Source organism: Mycobacterium sp. BMJ-28 (assembly GCF_054404835.1).
The window spans coordinates 6,264,835-6,285,070 of sequence record NZ_CM136783.1; the positions used below are offsets into that span (position 1 = coordinate 6,264,835).

Annotated in this window: 22 protein-coding genes; 6 read left to right on the plus strand and 16 right to left on the minus strand. The window is 66.6% G+C overall.

What is annotated here, in order from left to right:
* Positions 1–35: 35 nt before the first annotated feature.
* Complete coding sequence (locus ACXPWS_RS30930; protein ID WP_458710302.1) at positions 36–1,874, plus strand: NAD(P)-binding domain-containing protein; 1,839 nt, start codon at positions 36–38, stop codon at positions 1,872–1,874.
* Here the strand turns inward: ACXPWS_RS30930 and ACXPWS_RS30935 are convergent.
* The 6 genes from ACXPWS_RS30935 to ACXPWS_RS30960 form a co-directional block, all read right to left on the minus strand.
* The gene (locus tag ACXPWS_RS30935) at positions 1,871–2,455 is read right to left on the minus strand and encodes a hypothetical protein (RefSeq protein WP_458710303.1); all 585 of its coding nucleotides are present in this window, start codon (positions 2,453–2,455) and stop codon (positions 1,871–1,873) included. The genes ACXPWS_RS30930 and ACXPWS_RS30935 overlap by 4 nt on opposite strands.
* 26 nt (positions 2,456–2,481) lie before the next feature.
* A complete protein-coding gene (locus tag ACXPWS_RS30940) occupies positions 2,482–3,696 on the minus strand; it encodes an MCE family protein (RefSeq protein WP_458713765.1) in 1,215 nt (404 codons plus the stop codon).
* Between the two features lie 146 nt (positions 3,697–3,842).
* A complete protein-coding gene (locus ACXPWS_RS30945; RefSeq protein ID WP_458709925.1) occupies positions 3,843–4,304 on the minus strand; it encodes a DUF5078 domain-containing protein in 462 nt (153 codons plus the stop codon).
* A gap of 11 nt (positions 4,305–4,315) precedes the next feature.
* Complete coding sequence (locus ACXPWS_RS30950; protein WP_458710304.1) at positions 4,316–4,675, minus strand: DUF732 domain-containing protein; 360 nt, start codon at positions 4,673–4,675, stop codon at positions 4,316–4,318.
* Positions 4,672–7,578 (minus strand): MMPL/RND family transporter, encoded by a 2,907-nt coding sequence (locus ACXPWS_RS30955; protein ID WP_458710305.1) that lies wholly within the window; start codon positions 7,576–7,578, stop codon positions 4,672–4,674. Before ACXPWS_RS30955 ends, ACXPWS_RS30950 begins: the two co-directional genes overlap by 4 nt.
* Complete coding sequence (locus ACXPWS_RS30960) at positions 7,575–8,006, minus strand: MmpS family transport accessory protein (protein WP_458710306.1); 432 nt, start codon at positions 8,004–8,006, stop codon at positions 7,575–7,577. Before ACXPWS_RS30960 ends, ACXPWS_RS30955 begins: the two co-directional genes overlap by 4 nt.
* A 177-nt stretch (positions 8,007–8,183) precedes the next feature.
* On the opposite strand from ACXPWS_RS30960, the gene ACXPWS_RS30965 reads away from it, so the two are divergent.
* Both ACXPWS_RS30965 and ACXPWS_RS30970 read left to right on the plus strand, forming a co-directional pair.
* On the plus strand, positions 8,184–8,774 hold the full coding sequence (locus tag ACXPWS_RS30965) for a TetR/AcrR family transcriptional regulator (protein WP_458710307.1): 591 nt from the start codon (positions 8,184–8,186) through the stop codon (positions 8,772–8,774).
* Between the two features lie 4 nt (positions 8,775–8,778).
* Positions 8,779–9,330 (plus strand): chorismate mutase, encoded by a 552-nt coding sequence (locus tag ACXPWS_RS30970; protein WP_458710308.1) that lies wholly within the window; start codon positions 8,779–8,781, stop codon positions 9,328–9,330.
* Here the strand turns inward: ACXPWS_RS30970 and ACXPWS_RS30975 are convergent.
* The 9 genes from ACXPWS_RS30975 to ACXPWS_RS31015 all read right to left on the minus strand — a co-directional run bounded on the left by ACXPWS_RS30975 (position 9,316) and on the right by ACXPWS_RS31015 (position 15,991).
* Positions 9,316–9,717, minus strand: a complete 402-nt coding sequence (locus ACXPWS_RS30975; protein WP_458710309.1) for a hypothetical protein — start codon at positions 9,715–9,717, stop codon at positions 9,316–9,318. The two genes, ACXPWS_RS30970 and ACXPWS_RS30975, sit on opposite strands and share 15 nt — an antisense overlap.
* A 34-nt stretch (positions 9,718–9,751) precedes the next feature.
* Positions 9,752–10,312: a hypothetical protein gene (locus tag ACXPWS_RS30980; RefSeq protein ID WP_458710310.1), complete on the minus strand. Its 561-nt coding sequence runs from the start codon at positions 10,310–10,312 to the stop codon at positions 9,752–9,754.
* Positions 10,313–10,430: 118 nt separating this feature from the next.
* Positions 10,431–11,117, minus strand: a complete 687-nt coding sequence (locus ACXPWS_RS30985; RefSeq protein WP_458710311.1) for a hypothetical protein — start codon at positions 11,115–11,117, stop codon at positions 10,431–10,433.
* A complete protein-coding gene (locus tag ACXPWS_RS30990; RefSeq protein ID WP_458710312.1) occupies positions 11,114–12,016 on the minus strand; it encodes a vWA domain-containing protein in 903 nt (300 codons plus the stop codon). Before ACXPWS_RS30990 ends, ACXPWS_RS30985 begins: the two co-directional genes overlap by 4 nt.
* On the minus strand, positions 12,013–12,972 hold the full coding sequence (locus tag ACXPWS_RS30995) for a hypothetical protein (protein WP_458710313.1): 960 nt from the start codon (positions 12,970–12,972) through the stop codon (positions 12,013–12,015). Before ACXPWS_RS30995 ends, ACXPWS_RS30990 begins: the two co-directional genes overlap by 4 nt.
* A complete protein-coding gene (locus ACXPWS_RS31000) occupies positions 12,963–13,412 on the minus strand; it encodes a hypothetical protein (RefSeq protein WP_458710314.1) in 450 nt (149 codons plus the stop codon). The genes ACXPWS_RS30995 and ACXPWS_RS31000 overlap by 10 nt, the downstream gene beginning before the upstream one ends.
* Before the next feature lie 13 nt (positions 13,413–13,425).
* Positions 13,426–14,298 (minus strand): DUF58 domain-containing protein, encoded by an 873-nt coding sequence (locus ACXPWS_RS31005; protein ID WP_458710315.1) that lies wholly within the window; start codon positions 14,296–14,298, stop codon positions 13,426–13,428.
* Positions 14,299–14,314: 16 nt separating this feature from the next.
* On the minus strand, positions 14,315–15,316 hold the full coding sequence (locus tag ACXPWS_RS31010) for an AAA family ATPase (protein ID WP_458710316.1): 1,002 nt from the start codon (positions 15,314–15,316) through the stop codon (positions 14,315–14,317).
* 54 nt (positions 15,317–15,370) lie between these two features.
* The gene (locus tag ACXPWS_RS31015; protein WP_458710317.1) at positions 15,371–15,991 is read right to left on the minus strand and encodes a DUF3159 domain-containing protein; all 621 of its coding nucleotides are present in this window, start codon (positions 15,989–15,991) and stop codon (positions 15,371–15,373) included.
* A gap of 195 nt (positions 15,992–16,186) precedes the next feature.
* Here ACXPWS_RS31015 and ACXPWS_RS31020 point away from each other — a divergent pair, with 195 nt between their 5' ends.
* From ACXPWS_RS31020 to ACXPWS_RS31030, 3 genes are all read left to right on the plus strand, one after another.
* Entirely contained in the window at positions 16,187–17,071 is an 885-nt protein-coding gene (locus ACXPWS_RS31020) for a hypothetical protein (protein ID WP_458710318.1), read from the plus strand.
* 70 nt (positions 17,072–17,141) lie between these two features.
* Positions 17,142–17,753 carry a TetR/AcrR family transcriptional regulator gene (locus ACXPWS_RS31025; protein WP_458710319.1) on the plus strand — a complete coding sequence of 204 codons (612 nt, stop codon included), beginning with the start codon at positions 17,142–17,144 and terminating at the stop codon, positions 17,751–17,753.
* 25 nt (positions 17,754–17,778) lie between these two features.
* The gene (locus ACXPWS_RS31030) at positions 17,779–18,990 is read left to right on the plus strand and encodes an acyl-CoA dehydrogenase family protein (RefSeq protein ID WP_458710320.1); all 1,212 of its coding nucleotides are present in this window, start codon (positions 17,779–17,781) and stop codon (positions 18,988–18,990) included.
* A gap of 18 nt (positions 18,991–19,008) precedes the next feature.
* Here ACXPWS_RS31030 and ACXPWS_RS31035 read toward each other — a convergent pair whose 3' ends face one another.
* Positions 19,009–20,229, minus strand: coding sequence for a DUF7373 family lipoprotein (locus ACXPWS_RS31035; RefSeq protein ID WP_458710321.1), 1,221 nt, complete (start codon positions 20,227–20,229; stop codon positions 19,009–19,011).
* Between the last annotated feature and the right edge of the window lie 7 nt (positions 20,230–20,236).

Genomic DNA, 20,236 nt, shown 5'->3' on the forward strand with positions numbered 1-20,236 from the left:
GTGAGCCCGCGGCACCAGGGTGTGTGCTGGCTCACATGACGCAGATCGCTGACCTTCCCGTTGCCCCGTCCGCCGTTCTGTCCCCGCAGGAGCGGGTGGACGCCTGGCTGACCGAGTTCGAGCACGCCCTGGCCACCCGCGATATCGACCGCACCGTCGCAATGTTCGCCGTCGACAGTTTCTGGCGGGACCTGGTGTCCTTCACCTGGAACCTCAAGACCCTGGAGGGGCGCGACGCCATCGGCCAGATGTTGCGGACTCAGCTGTCCGGCACCGATCCGTCCGGCTTCCGCACCCGCGAGACCCCCACCCAGGACGGTGACGTGACGACGGCCTTCATCGAGTTCGAGACCGCGGTCGGGCGCGGGGTGGGACACCTGCGGCTGCGGACCGAGTCGGGTGAGGACAAGGCCTGGACGCTGCTGACGACGCTGCAGGAGCTCAAAGGCCATGAGGAGCGCAAGGGCGCCAACCGGGTGCTCGGTGCGGTGCACGGATCGGACCCCGACACCCGGTCCTGGGCGGAGAAGCGCCTCGACGAGGACCTCACGTTGGGCTACTCCGAACAGCCCTATGTCGTGGTCGTCGGTGGCGGTCAGGGCGGGATCGCGCTGGGCGCCCGGCTCCGCCAGCTCGGGGTGCCCGCCATCGTCATCGACCGCCACGATCGGCCCGGCGATCAGTGGCGCAAGCGCTACAAGTCGCTGTGCCTGCACGACCCGGTGTGGTACGACCACCTGCCCTATCTGCCGTTCCCGCAAAACTGGCCGGTGTTCGCCCCCAAGGACAAGATCGGTGACTGGCTGGAGTTCTACACCAGGGTGATGGAGGTGCCCTACTGGTCGAAGACGACGTGTGCGGCGGCCACCTACAGCGAGGCGGACAAGCGCTGGACCGTCGAGGTGAACCGCGACGGCGAGATGGTGACGCTGCGGCCGGCGCATCTGGTGCTGGCCACCGGCATGTCGGGCAAACCGAATGTGCCGTCGTTCCCCGGGCAGCACGAGTTCCTCGGGGACCAGCACCATTCCAGCCACCATCCCGGTCCCGATCAGTACGCCGGCAAGCGTGCGGTGGTGATCGGCGCCAACAACTCCGCGCACGACATCTGCAAGGCGCTGTTCGAGAACGACGTCGACGTCACTATGGTGCAGCGCTCGTCGACGCACATCGTGAAGTCGGATTCGTTGATGGACCTCGGCCTGGGCGACCTGTATTCGGAACGCGCCCTGGCCGCGGGCATGACGACGGAGAAGGCTGACCTGACGTTCGCGTCGTTGCCCTACCGGATCATGCACCAGTTCCAGATTCCGATCTACGACGCGATCCGCGAGCGGGACAAGGACTTCTATGCGCGCCTGGAGGCCGCGGGGTTCGACCTGGACTGGGGTGACGACGGCTCGGGTTTGTTCATGAAGTACCTGCGCCGCGGTTCGGGCTACTACATCGACGTCGGCGCCTGCGAGCTGGTCGCCGACGGCAGCATCAAGCTGGCCCACGGCGACGTATCACACCTGACCGCGAATTCCGTTGTGCTGAAAGACGGTACGGAGCTACCCGCCGATGTGGTCATCTATGCCACCGGCTTCGGCTCGATGAACGGCTGGGCCGCCGACCTGATCGGCCAGGACGTCGCCGACAAGGTGGGCAAGGTGTGGGGCCTGGGGTCGGACACCACCAAGGATCCCGGACCGTGGGAGGGCGAGCAGCGCAACATGTGGAAGCCGACCCAACAGGAGAACCTCTGGTTCCACGGCGGGAATCTGCATCAGTCCCGGCACTATTCGCTGTACCTGGCGCTGCAACTCAAGGCCCGCCACGAAGGTCTGCCCACCCCGGTATACGGCCAGCAGGAGGTGCATCACCTCAGCTAGCAGCCCCCATCGACGGTGCGGTTGGGCTTGCCCTGGTCATCGACAACGATGTCGATGACCCCACCCTGGGACAGGCCCACCCGCACCGTGCGGGGGTCGATCCATTGAATGACGTTCAGCGACATCACATCCGAGTTGACGCAGCCAAGGTCGCTCTCCCGGGACAGCGGGCCGCGCCGGGTGTGCAGCCGCAGTTCCCACGTCATGTCCGGTGCGAATCCGGCCGTGCTCTGGTAGGCCACCACTTCCGCGCTGCCATCGGGTGCCTGAAAGGTGCCCACCGCGTGCATCGGACTGGCATACGCCGATGCGAACCAGCCGACGAAACCCACCAGCGCACCGATGCACAGACACACCGCCGCGCCGGCCCATTTCAGCACCGCGCGGCCGAATCCCAGCCAGCAGGCCACGGCCAGCAGCACGAAGCCGGGCACGCCGAACGGCACCGGGTGGTAAAACCACGGCCGCAGCACGAAATACGGGTACAGCAGGACTCCGCCGATCGACAGGGTGCACAGCACCGCGCCGATCAGGGTCAGGATCGCCACGGCGGTGGCGCTCGAGCGTTTGGGACGAGCCACCCGGTCAACCTAGTCCATGCCGGAGTTCACGGGTTGATGGTGCGCTCGCCCACCTGGCGGCCCCAGACGTACTCCGACGCCAGTGGCTGGCCGAGCTCGAAGTGGTTGTAGGGCGCGATGCTGGCGCCGGTGTCCATCACCAGATACGGTGCGGGCCAGAGGTCCCGGGTGATCGGCTGCCAGCAGCCCGGGCGGCCTTCCGGCCCGCCGCTGGCGTTCACCCTGGGCAGGTTGTCGGGAAACACATACCCATTGCCGGCGCCGACGAGTTCGTCCGCCAGCACCAGCGAGTATCCGTTCCCGCCGAGCATGTCGGCGAAGCGGGGGGCGACATCGTGGAAATTGCGCAGCGTGCACAGCAGTGCCGGGCTGTAGTAGTCCAGCAGCTTGCTCGTCGGAAGCAGATCCTGCGCACCACGCACCAGATACGGACCACCACGCTCGAACACATCGCCGGCATTGTTACCGAACCCCACCGCCGACATCAACGCCGCATCAATCGTGCCCCGCTCGGCATTCAACGTCCGCGCCGTAGTCACCGCACTCTTCAAACCATCGAACAAATCCGGAGCCGCACCCGCATACACCGTCGACAAATCCGCCAAACCCCGCGTATCCCTACGGATCTGCGGCATCCGCGCATTCAACTCACCCAAAATGTCATTGCTATTGACCAACGACTGACCGAACTTGTCACCCAACCCGTCCAACGCCTGCGCCGCCGCGGTCAACGTCTGATTCAACTTCACCGGATCCAACTGCTGGGCAATCCCCATGATCGTCTCGAACAACGTATTGAACTCGGTCGTGGTGCTGTTGGCGGTGATCGTCGCACCCGGCTTCAACTTGTCCGAGGACGGATTCGCCGGCGAAATGAACGAAATGTACTTGTTGCCGAACACCGTCGTCGCCCGCAACTCGGCATCCACATTCGCCGGAATCATGTGCAGATACTGCGGCTCCACATCCAACAGCAGCTTGGCCCGCGACTCCTCGCCGTCGGTCACCACACCCGCCGACTTCAACCGCCCGATCGGCACCCCATTGAACGTCACCTTCGAACCCGGATCCATCGACAACCCGGCCCGCTCGGCCATCACCACCAGCGAGGCCTTCTCATCGAAATACCCACGGAACTGCGCCCAGGTCAAACCGAAGACCAGCACCACCACGGCCAGCAATACCGCACCGGCGATCCGGTACGGGGGTTCCTTGGCATCGTTGAACGGGCCTTCATCGATATCACCGTCGACGAGATCGGAACCGCCGGTATCGGGTACTGTCACGGGCCAATTGCACCACGGGACAAGCGTTTTCCGCGCACGGCGGTGGCTGTGATCCTAGCCGCGATGACCGGTCGAAAGTGATGCCGGCAACAGTGCAGGGGTCAGTGCCAGTCCCAGACGGTCATGTCGCCTGCTGGGTAGTTCATGCAGATGTCGGTGGTGTGGGCGGCGACGCCTTTGTTGTTGAAGAACAGTTTGGCCCAGTTGGGCCAGCGCCAGGACATTTGTTCGTAGAAGGCGTTGGTGGCGGTGTCTTCGGAGTATTGGCGTCGGCCGGCGTAGTCCATGGAGAAGAACCAGTGGATGCGGTCTTGGGTGCCTTGTTGGTCGCCGGCGGGTTTGTTGTTGTAGTCGATCATGTAGCGCTCGTAGTAGACGGGTTCGACGTCGCGGGCGGCGGCCATGATCTGTTCGGCGGTGCAGGGGGTTTTGAGGATGCGGTTGGGGATGGGGTAGTCGTCGGTGGCGTCTGCGGAAGAGACTGCGGAGGTGGCGATGCCTGTGGTGATGGCGCCGGCCAGGGCGGCGGCGGCGATACCGGTGCGCAGTGCGTTGCGGATCATGATTTCTCCGTTCAGTGCCGTTGGTCGGCGGCGACCTGGTCGAGGATGACGCGTTTGTCGGGGCAGTAGTAGTTCAGTGCGGAGCCCAGGAATTGCCAGTTTTGGGCGGTGCTGTTGTGCCGGTCGAGGTTGGCGCCGATGAATTTGGCGGAGTCGAAGGCGTTGTGGTCGACGTTGTTGGTCAGGCGTTTGCAGACCAGTTTGCCGATCCAGGCGTTGTAGTCCTTCTGCCCGTAGATGCCGTAGGTGTGCAACTCGTGGGCGAAGTTGGTGTCGGGATCCCGGTCATAGGACGGATCGGCCTGCGCCACCCCCGCACCCGCGAGAGAGATTGCCGTACCGGCGATCACAGCGGTCACTGCACGTTTCATGACAGAGCCTCCTCGGGCTTCTTCTGGATGGGTGCCGGCCAGTTCTCCGGCACCGGGCGCTGGCGGACCCGTTGCGGCCACCAGAACCACTTGCCCAGCAGCGCGGCGATCGACGGCGTCATGAACGACCGCACGATCAACGTGTCGAACAACAGACCCAGGCCGATCGTGGTACCGACCTGTCCGATCACGGTGAGCTCACTGACGGCCATCGAGATCATGGTGAAGGCGAACACCAGGCCCGCAGACGTGACCACCGATCCGGTGCCACCCATGGACCGGATGATGCCGGTGTTCAGCCCGGCATGGATCTCCTCTTTGAACCGCGACACCAACAGCAGGTTGTAGTCCGCGCCGACCGCCAGCAGGATAATCACCGACATCGCCAGCACCATCCAGTGCAGCGGGGTGCCGAGCAGGTGCTGCCACAACAGCACCGACAGCCCGAACGACGCACCGAGCGACACCAGCACCGTGCCCACGATCACCGCCGCGGCGACCACGGCCCGGGTGATGATCAGCATGATGATGAAGATCAGGCACAGCGAGGCGATGCCCGCGATGACCAGATCCCAGTTCGCGCCTTCCTGCATGTCTTTGAAGGTGGCTGCGGTCCCGGCCAGGTAGATCTTGGAGCCCTCCAGCGGGGTGCCCTTGATGGCTTCCTTGGCCGCCATCTTGATCGCCTCGATGTGTGAGATGCCTTCTGGGCTCATCGGATCGCCGTCGTGGCTGATGATGAACCGCACCGACTTGCCGTCGGGGGAGATGAAGTTCTTCATGCCCTTCTTGAACTCGGCATTGTCGAATGTCTCCGGCGGTAGATAGAACGAGTCGTCGTTCTTCGCGGCGTCGAAGGCCTCGCCCATCGCCGATGAGTTGTCCTGCATGGCCGACATCTGATCCTGGATGCCCTTTTGGGTCTGATACATGGTCAGCATGTAGGTCTTCATGTTCTTCATCGTCGCGATCATCGACGGCATCAGCGCGACCATCTGCGGCATCAGGGTGTCCAGGCGTTCCATGTCCGGCATCAGGTTCTGGATGTCGTCGGTCATGGTGTCGATGCCGTCGAGGGTGTCGAAGATCGACCGGATCGCCCAGCACGACGGGATGTCGAAGCAGTGCGGTTCCCAGTACAGGTAGTTGCGGATGGGCCGGAAGAAATCATCGAAATCGGCGATGTGGTCCCGCAATTCGGCGACATCGACGGTCATGTTCTTCATCTTGGTGACCATCGAATGCGTGGTGGCCGCCATCTGCACCGTGATGTTGGACATCTTGGTCATGTTGTCGATGGTGGTCTGCATATCGTCGGCCTGCTTGAGCATGTTGGCCATCATGTCCTGCTGGTACTTCTCGTTCATCTTCTGAGAAGTGCCCTGCATGCTGATCTGGAACGGGATCGAGGTGTGCTCGATCGGGGTGCCCTGCGGCCGGGTGATGGCCTGCACCCGCCCGATACCGGGGGTACGGAAGACCGCCTTGGCGATCTTGTCGATCACCAGGAAGTCCGCCGAATTGCGCAGATCGTGATCGCTCTCGATGAGCAGCAACTCCGGATTCATCCGGGCCTGGTTGAAATGCCGGTCGGCCGCGGCGTACCCCTCGGCCGCGGGCAGGTTGCCGGGCAGATAGTTACGGTCGTTGTAGTTGGTCTGATAGCCGGGCAGCGCGACCAAGCCGACCAGGCACAGCGCGATCGTCGCGACCAGGATCGGTCCGGGCCAGCGCACCACGACGGCGCCGATCTTGCGCCAACCCCGGATGCGGGCACTTCGCTTGGGCTCCAGCGTCTTTCCGAACCGGGTGGCCACCGTGATGATCGCCGGGCCCAGCGTCAGGGCGCAGAAGACCAGCGTCACCATGCCGACGGCCAGCGGGATACCAAGGGACTGGAAGTAGGGCAGCTTGGTGAAGTGCAGGCAGAACGTCGCGCCGGCGATCGTCATACCCGAGCCCAGGATCACGTGCGCGGTGCCGTGATACATGTCGTAGTAGGCCGCCTCGCGGTCCATGCCCCTGGTGCGGGCTTCCTGATAACGCCCGATCAGGAAGATCGCGTAGTCCGTCGCCGCGGCAATGGCCAGGGTCACCAAGAGATTCGTCGCGAACGTCGACAACCCGATGATGTCGTAATAGCCGAGGAACGCCACCGCACCCCGGGTGGCGGCCAGACCCAGCACCACCATCACCAACGTCAGCAGCACCGAGACCACCGACCGGTAGATCAGCAGCATCATCACGATGATCACCGCGAAGGTGAGCGCCTCGATCACCTTGAGGCTGCGGTCGCTGGCGATCTGCTGGTCGGCCGTCATGGCGGCCGGCCCGGTGACGAAGACCTTCAGCCCGGGTGGCGCCTGCAGGCTGTCGACGGCGTTCTTCACCGCGTCGATCGATTCGTTGGCCAGTGACTCGCCCTGGTTACCGGCGGTATACACCTGCACATACGTCGACTTGCCGTCGGCGCTCTGGGCACCCGCCGCGGTCAGCGGATCGCCCCACATGTCCTGGATGTGCTCGACATGCTTCTTGTCGGCTTCCAGCTTCTGGATCATCTCGTCGTAGAACTTGTGCGCCGCGTCGTCGAGCTGATGGTCGCTTTCCAGCACCACCATCGCCGAACTGTTGGACTTGAACTCCTGGAAGTTCTCGCCGACGCGCTTCATCGAGATCACCGACGGCGCCGTCTCCGGGCTCATCGACACGGCCTTCATCTGCCCGACCACTTCGAGCTGCGGCACGATGACATTGAGCAGCGCGACCACCGCTATCCAGCCGATGATGATCGGAATCGCCAGGGTACGAACCCATTTCGCGATGCCGCGCCGCTCGTTCTCGGTGGCATGCGGAGTCGCCTTGAAGGCGTCGGTGGGCGGATCGTCGTGCGGTGCACTCATGCGGATTTCACCAAGCAGTAGGTGTGGGCGCCAACACCGTCGACGGTACGTTCGTCTTTGACTTCGTCGTCGACAGTGATGCGGCAGGACAGCGACGAACCGTCGCCTTGGCCGGAGATGGTGGGAAAGACCGAGGGGGCGGTGGTACTCAGCGTCAGCGTCCAGGGCAGCGCGACATTGTCGGCGCGCTGCGGTTTGGCATCGAGATCCATGTAGTTGACGTTCGCGGTCGCTCCCGGCTCGCCCCAGATCTCGTACTTGACCACCTTGGGGTCGAACGGCTCGCTCTCATCGGCGGCACTGTTCTCGGTGGACACGTAGCCGGGGCCGGTCCCGAAGAAGGTGCGCACCCGCATGACGGTGAACGATGCAACAGCGACCACCACCACGATGATCAGCGGTATCCAGACCCGCTTCAACACGTTCATCGCCCGACTCCGTCCGATTCGTGCACAGCCACACTTAGCCTAGCTACTCGACTGGACGAGATTAGCCAATCGGCTAAGTTAGGACAAGACGAACGACAAAGTCTGTGACGGCGCACACCGCGCATGCAAAGATGCGCAGCAGGTCACATGCCGAAGCGGCGAAGGAAGGCGGGTCGGATGGGCAAACCAGTGGCGCAGCGCGGCTTCGCTCGGGAGCGAGTGCTCGACGCCGCCCTCAATCTGTTCGCCGAGCGCGGCGTCAACGGCACCTCGCTGCAGATGATCGCCGACCATCTCGGCGTCAGCAAGGCCGCCATCTACTACCAGTTCCACACCAAGGACGACATCGTGCTGTCGGTCGTCCGCCCCGTCTTCGACGATATGGACCGGTTGGTGAGGATCGCCGAGACGATCTCCAGCCCCGACTCCCGCCGCGACGCCACCATCAGCGGTTTCGTCGAGATGGCGATCAGGCACCGGCGTATCGGCACACTCTTCTACGGCGACCCCGCGGTACTCGAGCTGGTCCGGGCCCACAAGGAGTTCGAAGCTTGCGGCGATCGCCTGCGAGAGCTGCTGATCGGTCCCACCGTCGACGTCGAGACCCGCGTGACGATCGGGATGATCACCGCGGGCATCTTCGGCAGCACCACCGAGCCGCACCTCAGCGACATCTCCGACACCGATCTGCACCGCATCCTGCTCGACCGTGCGCAGCGCCTGCTGCTGGTCGCCGCCGAACCCGGTACCGGCGCGGTCCGGAGCTGACCGGATGCGGACGTGGCGCGCGATCGGGGCGGCCGTGGTGGCCGTCTGCCTTGCTCCCACCACCGCCCACGCGGCGCCGAGCGCCCTGGATGCGCTGGTGTCCGCCGCCGCGCAACGACTGCAGACCGCCGACCCCGTCGCCGCGGTCAAGTGGATCACCCACGGGGACATCGAGGATCCGGCACGCGTCCAGCAGGTGCTCTCCTCGGTGGCAGCGACCGCCCACACCCGCGGCATCGACGCCGACTACGTCACCCGCATCTTCGGGGACCAGGTGCACGCCACCGAAGCCGTCGAGTACCGCCGGTTCGCGGAATGGAAACTCGATCCGGCCGGGGCGCCGACCGCGGCCCCCGATCTGTCGTCGTCGCGGTCGCGCATCGACACCTTGAACACCACGATCGTCGACGAGCTCGCCGCGCAGTGGGATCTGCTGCACTCGCCGGCGTGCACCGCGGCACTGCGCGATGCGCAAGACAATGCGGCCGTGACGTACGGACTGGACCCGGACTACCGAACCGCGCTGACCTTCGCCACCCACTCATACTGCGGCTAGCGCCGGCCCGTCCTGCTTGGCGAGACCGAAATTCGCGATGGTGCGGATCAGCCGTTCCAGATCCGCCACCTGCCCGACGGGCACCGCACCGGCCGTCCGCCACAAACCGGTCCGAACCCGCCTGAGCCGGAGTTCGGGCACCGGCGCCCGCAGCACCGTGACCCGCGCATCGTCGCGCAGGATCTGCGCCTGCAGGGGGTGCCCGTCGGTTCGGGAGACGAGGAGCGCCGACGGGCTCTTGCACACCTCGATGGTGCCGGTTCGGTACCGGCCACCAAGCCCGATCTGGATCACGTCGTCGACGAGCGGCACAGTCAGACTGAAGGCGCCACTGCGGATTTCATCGAGGTCGGGGACGCGCAGCAGCCATCGCCGAGCAACGGTCATCCCTTAATGGTAACCGTTGCCAATAAGCAAGGGGTCAGCGGGAGCCGACTTCGGCGGGCAACGGCGGCGGCAGCGGCGTGGTCGACGTCGGTGTGGTCGGTGTGGCCGTCGCGGTCACCGTCGTCGTGGTGGTTCCGCTCGTCGTGGTTTCGCTCGTTGACGTGGAAGTGGCCAGCGCGCCCTGCGGTTCGTGCACATCGGTCAGTGGCTCGTTGCGGATGACGGTGCCGCCGGTGCTCACCTTCAGACCGTTCGGGGTGACGGTGTAGGTGACGCCGTCACTCTTCGCCACGTACCCGCCGTTCGAGGCGACGGCATCGAGGACGAGCTTGGCGCCGTCACGCACCCGCACACCGCGGTATTCGTAGCCCCCACCGGAGTCCTTACAGATCGCGATGCGTGCGCTCGATGTGCTGCCGAACAGGACCGCGACGGCCGGAGAGCTGCACCGGGCGGTGGAATCGACGTACCCCTGGCTGTCGCTGGTGGGCGCGGCGCCGGCCACCCCGGACAATCCCGCCGCGGCGGCCAGCAGCGTCAAACCCGCGCCGGCGGACGCGGTCAGGCGGATAACGGAAACCCTGTTCATAGACATCACTTTCCACCTGACCACGGCGCAGGTAATTGCGCGAGCGTCAACACCGAGCCACAACCGAATCGTTAAGTCCCCGCAACACAACCGGGCTTGTGCAGTCCAAGCGCGCGAATCACCGCTAGCCGCGTGCATCGCGCAGGATCTGTTGCAGCCGTTCCAGCGGGTCGCCGGCCCCGGGGTCCAACCGCAGGGCGGGATTCTGCACTGCGGGTGCCGGCGCACCCACAGGTGCCGGTGCCGACGGGGCGGTGACCGCCGGCGGTTGCGGCGGGGGCGGCGACGTGGCCAGGGCGCTCAGTTTGTCCTCCAGCCGGGTGGCCGCCGAAGCACGCACCAGGCGTCGGTCCGGGTCGGGGTCGGCGTTTCCCGCGAAGCAGCCGTCCGGTGCCTGCCGGACCGCATCCAGGGCGCTGCGGTAGTGCCGTGCGGCGGTTTCGGCGTCGAACACCCCTGCCGCGCGGTCGCCGAGTGTTTCACGCACCAGCGCGAGGTTGATCCGCACCGGGCAGGAGGCCCCCGCTTCGGTGCCGGCAAGCGCGGCCGAGAAACGTTCGTCGGCGTCATCGAGACGGCCCTCCAGCACCGCCAGGTCGCCATCGGCGAAACGTGCCTTCTCCGGCTCCAGGATGTTCAGCACCCCGAGCGCCGATACGTCCGTGCGCAGCCCGTCGGCATCCCCCTTCTCGAAGTGGCGCCCGGCCGAATCACCCAGCATGCCGACCGAGATCGACTTCAGCATCAGGATGATCACCAACACCGCAAGGGGTGCCGACCACAGCAGCAGCCTGCGTCTCGTCGCGTTCATCGCGGGACGTCCACGTCGACGGACCGGGTTCGGCGGAACTCGCGCAACACGACGAACAGTTCGGCGAGCAGCAGCCCGGCGGCGATGGCCGCGGGGGCCCAGTACATCTCGGTGATCCGGGCGTCGTTGACGGCCGGCGCCTCGCGCCGATCGTCCCGGTCGGCGGGCAGCGCGGACTCCAACGGCGCACCGTCCGCCCGCGCGATATAGGGCACGCCGATCTGGCCGGCGATCCGCTGCAGCGTATCGACGCCGGCGGTGCCGTAGCCGAGCACCGCACCGCCGTTCACCGACCCGGCCGGAAGGTCGAAGGCGCGTGCCGCAGCGGGTGATCCGGGCGCCCCGGCGCCGAGGTAGTAGACCAGATTCCGGGCGCGAGGGTACTGCTGGCGGGCACTGATCAGTTGGTAGCGCAGCACCGTCGCCGCCGCCCCGGCATTGACCTGCGCCGCCATGTCCGGGGTTTCGGCATAGGGCCTGATCGCGGCCAGCGCCGGACGCAGGCTCCAGGAGTCCTGCGACAGCGGCCATTCCAGTGCGGGCTCGGCCGCGAACGAGATGAGTGCGAACCTGGCATCGGGATAGCGGTCGATCAGGGTATCGATGTCGGCGCGCGCCGCGTCGATCTGGGTCCGCATGTCCGCGGACCGATCCAGCACCACGAACACACTAGGTGCACCGTCCCCTACCGGTCGCGCCTGCATGTCCGCGCCGAGAACCGGACGCCAGCAGGCCAGCGCCAGCAGCAGCGCCGCGGCGAATATCCCGCCCCATCGCCAGAGCGCTCCGGCCGGCCGGCCGGCGGCCCGGATGCGCAGCAGTGCGGCGACACCGCACCACACGATCACTGCGGTCGCGACGGTCAGTGCGAGGGGATTGACGACGGGCAGGAAGGTCACCGGCGCACCACCCGCCACACCAGCAGGCCTGCCGCCGCCAGCAGCGCCAGCACCAGTGGGATGTCCGGTGATTCGAGGGTGCGCGTCGCCACGTCACCGGACGCGCCCGACGCCGGCGGCGGGTGGGCCAGGATGTCGGCCAGATGTGCCGCCGTGTCGCCGTCCGCTGGGTGGGACCGCCCGCCGGTGGCCCGCACGAGCTGGTCGACGGCACCGCCGTCGTGCCCCGAGACGAGTGCGTTCACCTGAATCGAACCCCCGGTGGCGAGTTCGCGCACCCGGTCGGTGCTGAACAGTTGCGGCCGTGGGTCCTCGGCGGCGCGCAGATTGCCCGGTCCCACGTAGATGAGCGACCGGGGCGCCCCGGCCGCCGCATCGAAGTGCGGAAAACCGGTCAGGCACATCGCGAGCACGTCCGCCAGGCCGCCGGCATAGTCGGCATAGGAGACGTCGGCGGTCAGCCGCCTGCCACCGCGCGGCCGCGCCACGTCAGCGAATTGCGCTGCGGCGTACTGATAGTCGCGGGTCAGCGGGATGACCCGCCGGTTCGCCGACGTCAGCCCGATCCGTTCGGCCGCCAGGGTGGGGGCGTGTTCGGCGAAGTACCCGAGGACCGCGGCCACCGCGGGATCGGTGGCCGGGGCACCCGTACAGACCATGATGTCCTGGGCCGGCCGCGCGAGGCGCCCGTTGGCCGCCGACGGCAGACCGGTGGGCCGGGCGGCGGCAAGCACCGCGGCGATGACCCCGGCGACGAGCAACAGGGTGCTGACCGTCAGCCAGATCGACCGCATCCGGACCGCCCGGCGATACTCCGGTAGGCGGGTCAGGCGTGCGGTGTTGGCCAGGGGACGCAGCTCGCGGCGCCCGTCGGTCGGCCACAGGGCTGCCGCGGCAATGCCGACCGCCAGGGCCACGCACCCCGCGATCGCCACCAGCCACCATCTCAGGTCCATTCGCGCACCAGTTCCTGCGCCCGCGCACTCACATCACCGATGTCCACGACCGAGCCGGCATTGAACTGCGCGTCGACGAGGTCGGCCAATACCCCTGCGGCAGGGGCCAGTTCACTGTCCGCGATCGCCCCCAGTTGCATGTATTCGGCCCGCAACCCGGTGATGCGATGCAGAAAGCTGCGCAGTTCCCCGCTGACGGCGGCACCGGCGGGCGCCGCGGCCAGTTCACCGCGACGATAACGCTGCGCGATCACGTTGATGGCATGCGTGCAGCGCCGCTTGATCAGCTGATCGCGCGCTGCGGACAGGACCGGCACATCAGGCAGCCGACGGCCGGGCGACGTGAGGACGAAAATCGCGGCGTACCAGACGATCAGGATGACCAGGCAGAGCCCGCCGATCCACATCCAGAGTTGGGTATACGGCGCGGGCTCGCTCACGAACCGGAGCAGATCATCGGGCACGGGCGTACACCCCCGTCATGGTGGCCAATCCCGTTCTGATTCCGGCACTACCCGCGAAATCCGTATGCACGACGGCGTGTGAAGTGAGAAAGTCCGAGACCTCTTGCCGCCGCCGCTGTTCGGAGTCCCGGTAGGCCGCCACCACACCGGCGCCCAGTTCGGCGCCACTGACCACGTATCGTCCGTCCGCGATGTCGAAGCCGGCGATCTCGTTATCTCCGGCGGACACCGCGGGCATATCGGACACCATCGCCCACATCACGTCATGGCGGGCGGTCAGCCGGGTCAACACCTCCCCGAGTTGCGGATGCGGGTCGGGCTCATCGGCCACCACCACCAGCAGCAGCCGGTGCCGATAGTGCCGCGCCACCCAATTCAGCTGCACCGCAACATCACTGGCCGCAGGTTGGGTCGTGCTGTGCTGGTGGTAGCGGTGCAGGAGATACTCGATGTGCGTCTCACCGCGGCGCAGCCGGATGTCGACACAGCCTCGGGCATCCCCGAGCACCATCCCGATCTGATCGGACCTCGGCAAGGTGATCAGGCCGACCGCACCGATCAGGTTCACCGCCACCTCGCGTTTGAGCTCACCCGAGGGAGCCAGCGCGGTGACGTTGCGGCCGGTGTCGGCGACCACCAGAATCTTGTGATGCTTTTCCGAGACGAACCGTTTGATCAGCGTGTGACCCGACCGAGCCGTCGCCTTCCAGTCGATGTCGCGCACGTCGTCGCCGGGTACGTACGGGCGCAGATCATCGAGTTCCAGACTGCGGGTGTGCACCAACGCGTAGCGGCCCCCGTCGAGCAGGTCACCGGCGTCGCGACCGAAATGCGCTCTGGCGCGGTCCAAATGCTGACCCATCGTCGGCCCCGGCGGGTCAGGGCACCCGGACGGCGCGCAGCACCGCGTCGATCACCGAATCGGGAGTGATCCTGGCACTGGCCGCCTCGAAGCCGAGAATCAGGCGGTGCCGGAGCACCCGGTGGGCCACGTGGGCGATGTCTTCGGGAACCACATGGCCTCGGCCCTGCAGCACCGCCAGCGCCCGTGCCGTCCGACAGAAGGCGATGGTGGCGCGCGGGCTGGCTCCGTATTCGATCAGGCGCGACATGTTCGCGGGCAGTTGACCTTCCGGCGATCTGGTCACGGCCACCAGAGTGCTGGCGTAGCGCACCAGGGCCCGGTCCAGGTGCACCGCGCCGACCAGTTGCTGGACATGGCGGATGTCGTTGGCGCCGACCACCGCGGCGGTGCGGTGGTCCTTCTCGTACAACCCGGTGTCCATCCGGGTGATGATCTCGACTTCATCCTCGACCGTCGGGTAGCGCACGATCTCCTTGAGCATGAAGCGGTCGGTCTGGGCTTCCGACAGCGGGTAGGTACCCTCCTGGTCCACCGGGTTCTGGGTGGCGATGACCAGAAACGGCTCCGGGATCGGGTACTCCACGCCGGCGATGGTGGTCTGCCGTTCCTCCATCGCCTCCAGCATCGCGCTCTGCGTCTTGGCGCTGGAGCGGTTGATCTCGTCGAGCAGCACGATATTGGTGTGCACCGGCCCGAGCTGGGTGACGAAGGTGTTGGCGGCCGCGTCGTAGATCTGGGTGCCGATGATGTCGCTGGGCAGCAGGTCCGGGGTGCACTGGATGCGCCGGAAGCTGCCGTGGATGGACTCGGCGACGACGCGGGCCGCCGTGGTCTTTGCCAGTCCGGGCACGCTCTCGACCAGCAGGTGACCACCGGCGAGCAGGCCGAGCAGGATCGACTCACGCAAATGGTCCTGGCCGACCACCTTCGCCGAGAACGCCGCGGCCACCGCCCCGACGAGGTGCTGGGCGTCGGCCAAATCGCGATCACTGAGCCGCACGCCCGCCGTCGTCATCCCGGTCTGATACCCGCCCGGCACGCACTTCAAGCCCGCCCGACGTTGCTGACGTCAGTCGGCCGGGCGCGGTACCGCCCTGATCGCGGTGCGGATCGACAGGTAGATGAGCGAGGAGGTGACGAGGAACACGGGCCAGCCCATGGCGACCCTGGCGAGCGCGAGCAGTTCGGCCTGGTCGGTGTCGTACAGGTGGTACTGGACGAGGAAGCGGGTCCAGGAGACCAGCGCCATCACCACGGTGACGGTGTCGAAAGCCAGCCGGGCCCGCCGGTTCCTGCGCCAGCTGTCGTCGCGGCCGGTGACGCGGGCCCACACGACGCCGACCAGCGGGCGGCGGATGAGCACCGATACCGTGAACGCGACGGCCATCCCCAGGTACATCCAGATGCCGGGGAGGTAGAAGTCCTTGGCTTCGCCGGTGACGAACGCGAGCCCGGCGCACAGCAGTACCCCGGCGAATCCGAAGAGCGCGGGACGAGTGGATTCCCGGCGCACCAATTGCCAGGCCAGGATCACCATCGCGACCACGACAGCGGCGATGACGGCGGACACGAGTCCCGCCAGCGCGGACGTCGCGGCGAACACGGTGACCGGCAGTGCAGTGTGGATGAGCCCGCGTACCCCGCCTGCACGGGCCAGCAGCGCGGTGGCCGGGGATCCGGTGTCCGTCATACCCACCGAGGGTACGGGGCATGCTCGTGGTCCCACTTCTCCCGAGCAATACGTAGCCGGCGCGAAGCCCAGCCCGGTCCGCGCTGCCCGCCTGGCGAAAGTCCTGTTAGATGCGGTCCGTATCCAACAAATAGGGTGAGGTTGGGCGCAGCGTTGCCCCACTCCCCTGGTTCGGGACCAGCACGAAGGAGATTCATGCGTCGACATCTGCCGAAACGGGCGGTCAGCTGCATGGCCGTCGTCTGCGCGGCCTTGCTGGTGAACGGTGGCGCGGCCATGGCATGGGGTGCACCGCAGGTTGCCCGGCCCGCGCCGCAATCCCCACCCAACCAGTCCGGGGCGCCGTTCGACGGACTCGACGCCCGCGTCCGTCAAGCCACCGCCACCGCGGCCGCCTCCGGCGCCAACATCGAGGCCGTGGTGCTCGACCGCGACACCGGCCAAGTCGTCACCAACGGAGCCAACAGACCATTCCCGATCGCGTCCGTGGCCAAGCTGTTCATCGCCGATGATCTGCTGCTGCAGGAGTCGCAGGGCAAGACGCAACTGTCGCCTGCCGATCGCAGCTCACTGGACATCATGCTGCGCTCCTCGGATGACGGTGCGGCCCAGACCTTCTGGGAACGCAGCGGCCGCAACGCCGTCATCTCCCGGGTCGTGTCCCGGTACGGGTTGACCGGTACCACGGCCCCGCCCAACGGACACTGGGATGTCACGCTGAGCACCGCAACCGATCTGGTCCGCTACTACGCCAAGTTGTTGGACGGCAGCGGCGGCCTGCCGCCCGAACAGGCCGGCGTCATCATCGGCGACCTGGCGCAATCCACCGCGACGGGGACCGACGGCTACCCGCAACGGTTCGGCATCCCCGACGGACTGTATGCCGAGCCGGTTGCGGTCAAGCAGGGCTGGTTCTGCTGCTGGAACGGCGCCAATCAGTTGCACGTGTCCACCGGTGCGATCGGGCCCGATCACCGCTACGTGATGGTGATCAGCTCGCTGGAAGCCGATGACGCCGCCGCCGCGCGCGACACCATCACCCAGGCCGTCAAGACCATGTTCCCGGCCGGCACGATCTAGCCGCAGCTGCCGGCGGTGCCCACCGTGGTCGATTTGCCGGTCACGAGGTGAGTGAGTACTCTCTCACCTCGTGACCGCCTCCCGTCGCGATCAACTCATGGCCACCGCGCTGCAACTCTTTGCGGCGAAGGGCTATGCGGCGACGTCGGTGGCCGATATTCAGCAGGCGGCCGGACTGGCACCCGGTTCCGGTGCGCTCTACAAGCACTTCAGTTCCAAACGCGCCCTCCTGGAAGCGGCGGTGACCAGCCGCATCGAGAAGATCGTGACCGCCCGTGAGCAGTACGACTCGGGCGAACCACAAGGCGTGGTGGCCTCGGTGCGGACGGCGGGCCAACTCATCTGGGGCAACCTCACCGAAAGTGAGGAACTGCTGCGGGTGATGCTCCGCGAGCCCGATGAACTCGGCGACCTCGACGAGAAGACCTGGCAGATCATCACCGACAACGCCTATGCGCGGTTCGCCGAGGAGCTCACCCGGTCCAACGCATCCGGGCGCACCCAGATCCCCGATCCCGAGGCGGCGGCCGCCGTGGCGATCGCCTCACTGAGCTACTTCTCCACACTGCGCGCCCTGACCAACCGGACCCCAGGCAATGTCGACGACGACCGGTATTTCGAAGCCTGGGTCGACCAGATCACCAGCATGCTCGAACGCCACACCATCCCCAAGAAACCTTGAGCGACAACCTAATTCAGGAGTCACCATGACATTCTCACTGCAACTGTCCGATGACGTCATCGAGGTGCGCGACTGGGTGCACCAATTCGCCGCCGAGGTGGTGCGCCCCGCCGCCGCCGAGTGGGACGAGCGCGAAGAGACCCCGTGGCCGATCATCGCCGAGGCCGCCAAGGTCGGGCTGTACTCGCCCGAGTTCTTCGGCACCCAGGCCGCCGAGCCGACCGGTCTTGGCTTCATCACCGTCTTCGAAGAACTGTTCTGGGGCGATGCCGGTATCGCGCTGTCCATCTTGGGCACCGGGCTGGCAGCCGCGGCGTTGGCGGGCAACGGAACTCCCGAACAGATCGGCCAATGGCTGCCTGCGATGTTCGGCACCCCCGGCGAACCGCAACTGGGCGCGTTCTGCTCCTCCGAGCCCGACGCCGGCTCCGACGTCGGCGCCATCCGGACCCGGGCCCGCTACGACGAGGCCACCCGGGAGTGGGTGCTCAACGGCACCAAAACCTGGGCCACCAACGGCGGTATCGCCAACGTGCACATCGTGGTCGCCTCCGTGTATCCCGAACTGGGTTCGCGCGGACAAGCCACCTTCATCATCCCGCCGGGCATCCACGGCCTGACCCAGGGCCAGAAATTCAAGAAGCACGGCATCCGGGCCTCGCACACCGCCGAGGTGGTGCTGGACAACGTCCGGCTGCCCGAGGACATGATCCTGGGCGGGCGGGAGAAGTTCGAGGAACGGGTGGCCCGAGTCAAGTCCGGCGCCTCCGCCGGCGGCCAGGCCGCGATGAAGACTTTCGAACGCACCCGCCCGACCGTCGGCGCGATGGCCGTCGGCGTGGCCCGCGCCGCCTACGAATACGCCCTCGACTACGCCAGCCAGCGCGAGCAGTTCGGCCGCAAGATCGGTGAGTTCCAGGCCGTCGCGTTCAAGCTGGCGGATATGAAATGCCGGATCGACGCGGCCCGCCTGCTGGTCTGGCGGGCCGGCTGGATGGCCCGCAACAACCAGGCCTTCGACAGTGCCGAGGGGTCGATGGCCAAGCTGGTCGCCAGTGAGACCGCGGTGTACGTCACCGACGAGGCCATCCAGATCCTCGGCGGCAACGGCTACACGCGGGACTACCCGGTGGAGCGCATGCATCGCGACGCCAAGATCTTCACCATCTTCGAAGGCACCAGTGAGATTCAGCGCCTGGTGATCTCGCGTGCGATCACCGGGCTGGCGATCCGCTAGACCCCGAAAACCCGGCGCTCACTTCGCCGTGAGCAACACGTATTGGGCTGCCACCAGCTGCTGCACATCCGGCAGCGCCACCCCGTTGGCCTCGATCGCGTACTTGCCGGCGGGCGCCACGCAATAGAAACTCTTCTCCCGCGCGGCGCAATGACTCTCGGGCAGGGCGGGCACCGGGTCGGCCGGTTTCGCCCCCTCCGACAACACCTCGGTGTTGAAACCGTTGGTGATCATCAGCGCCGTCAGAGGTTCACGGGCCTGGTACACGTTGGCCTTGCCCATCGCGACCGCACTCACGCCGGTATCGGAGAACAGCGTCTTGGACGACACCGGATCGGTCTGAAAGTGCATCGCGCCCTTGGCCGGATACACGGCGTTCTTGCTCGGCGTGATATCGCCGGTCAGCGGCACGGTGCGGGACAGCAGGCCGGTCGGGTCCAGCGGCACCTCGGCGAAGGCCGACATATCCGCCGGGGTGAACCCGTCGATGGCCGGGCCCTGCGTGTCGATGGCCGTGGCGACAAGGCCGGTGGCGGCGTCCAGACCGCCGGAGTGTTGAGCCAGTTGCATGAACACGAACGTTCCGTGCGGGCTGAACGAGCGCACCACCGACCACGGGTGATCCGATCCGTGCGGGGTGAACGGGTAGCTGACGGCGGCGGCCTCGGGGTGGCCGGGGATCGGTGTGTGTTCGGGCCGGGTGCCGCCGATCGGGCTGGCGGCGGCGGCACCGGCCATTGCCGTCGCGGCGGCAGTAGCGGCCGCCGGGTCCGGGAACCGGAGCACGGCGTTCACCAGCACGGCCTGATCCGCGTTGCGCGCGGACGCGAAGCCGTTGACGAAACCGTGCTCCTGGGCGGCCGCGGCGATGGCTTCGGGCCCGAGCTGGGCCAGCAGCAGTGGGTTGGTGAGGATGTAATACGCGTTCAGATACGGATTGATCAGGGTCTTGTCCACGTCCCACGGCCCGATCACGAACTCGGCCATCCGCCTGGCGTCTGCCGCGACACCGGCCTCGGTGGATCCGGCGTTACCCAGCGGGGGCCGCGGTGTCGTCGGGTAGTTGCCGACGTCGAGCAGGGTGGGGCTGACGATCGGCGGCGCCGAAGCCGTGGGCGCCGCAACCGAACTGGAAGACACCGGGGTGTCGCTGGTGTGCGCACATGCCGAAAGAATGCCAACGCTGGCAATGACCAGCGCGTGCTTGGTCATGCGCCGCAACGCATCTGAGGTAGTCATTGCGTTC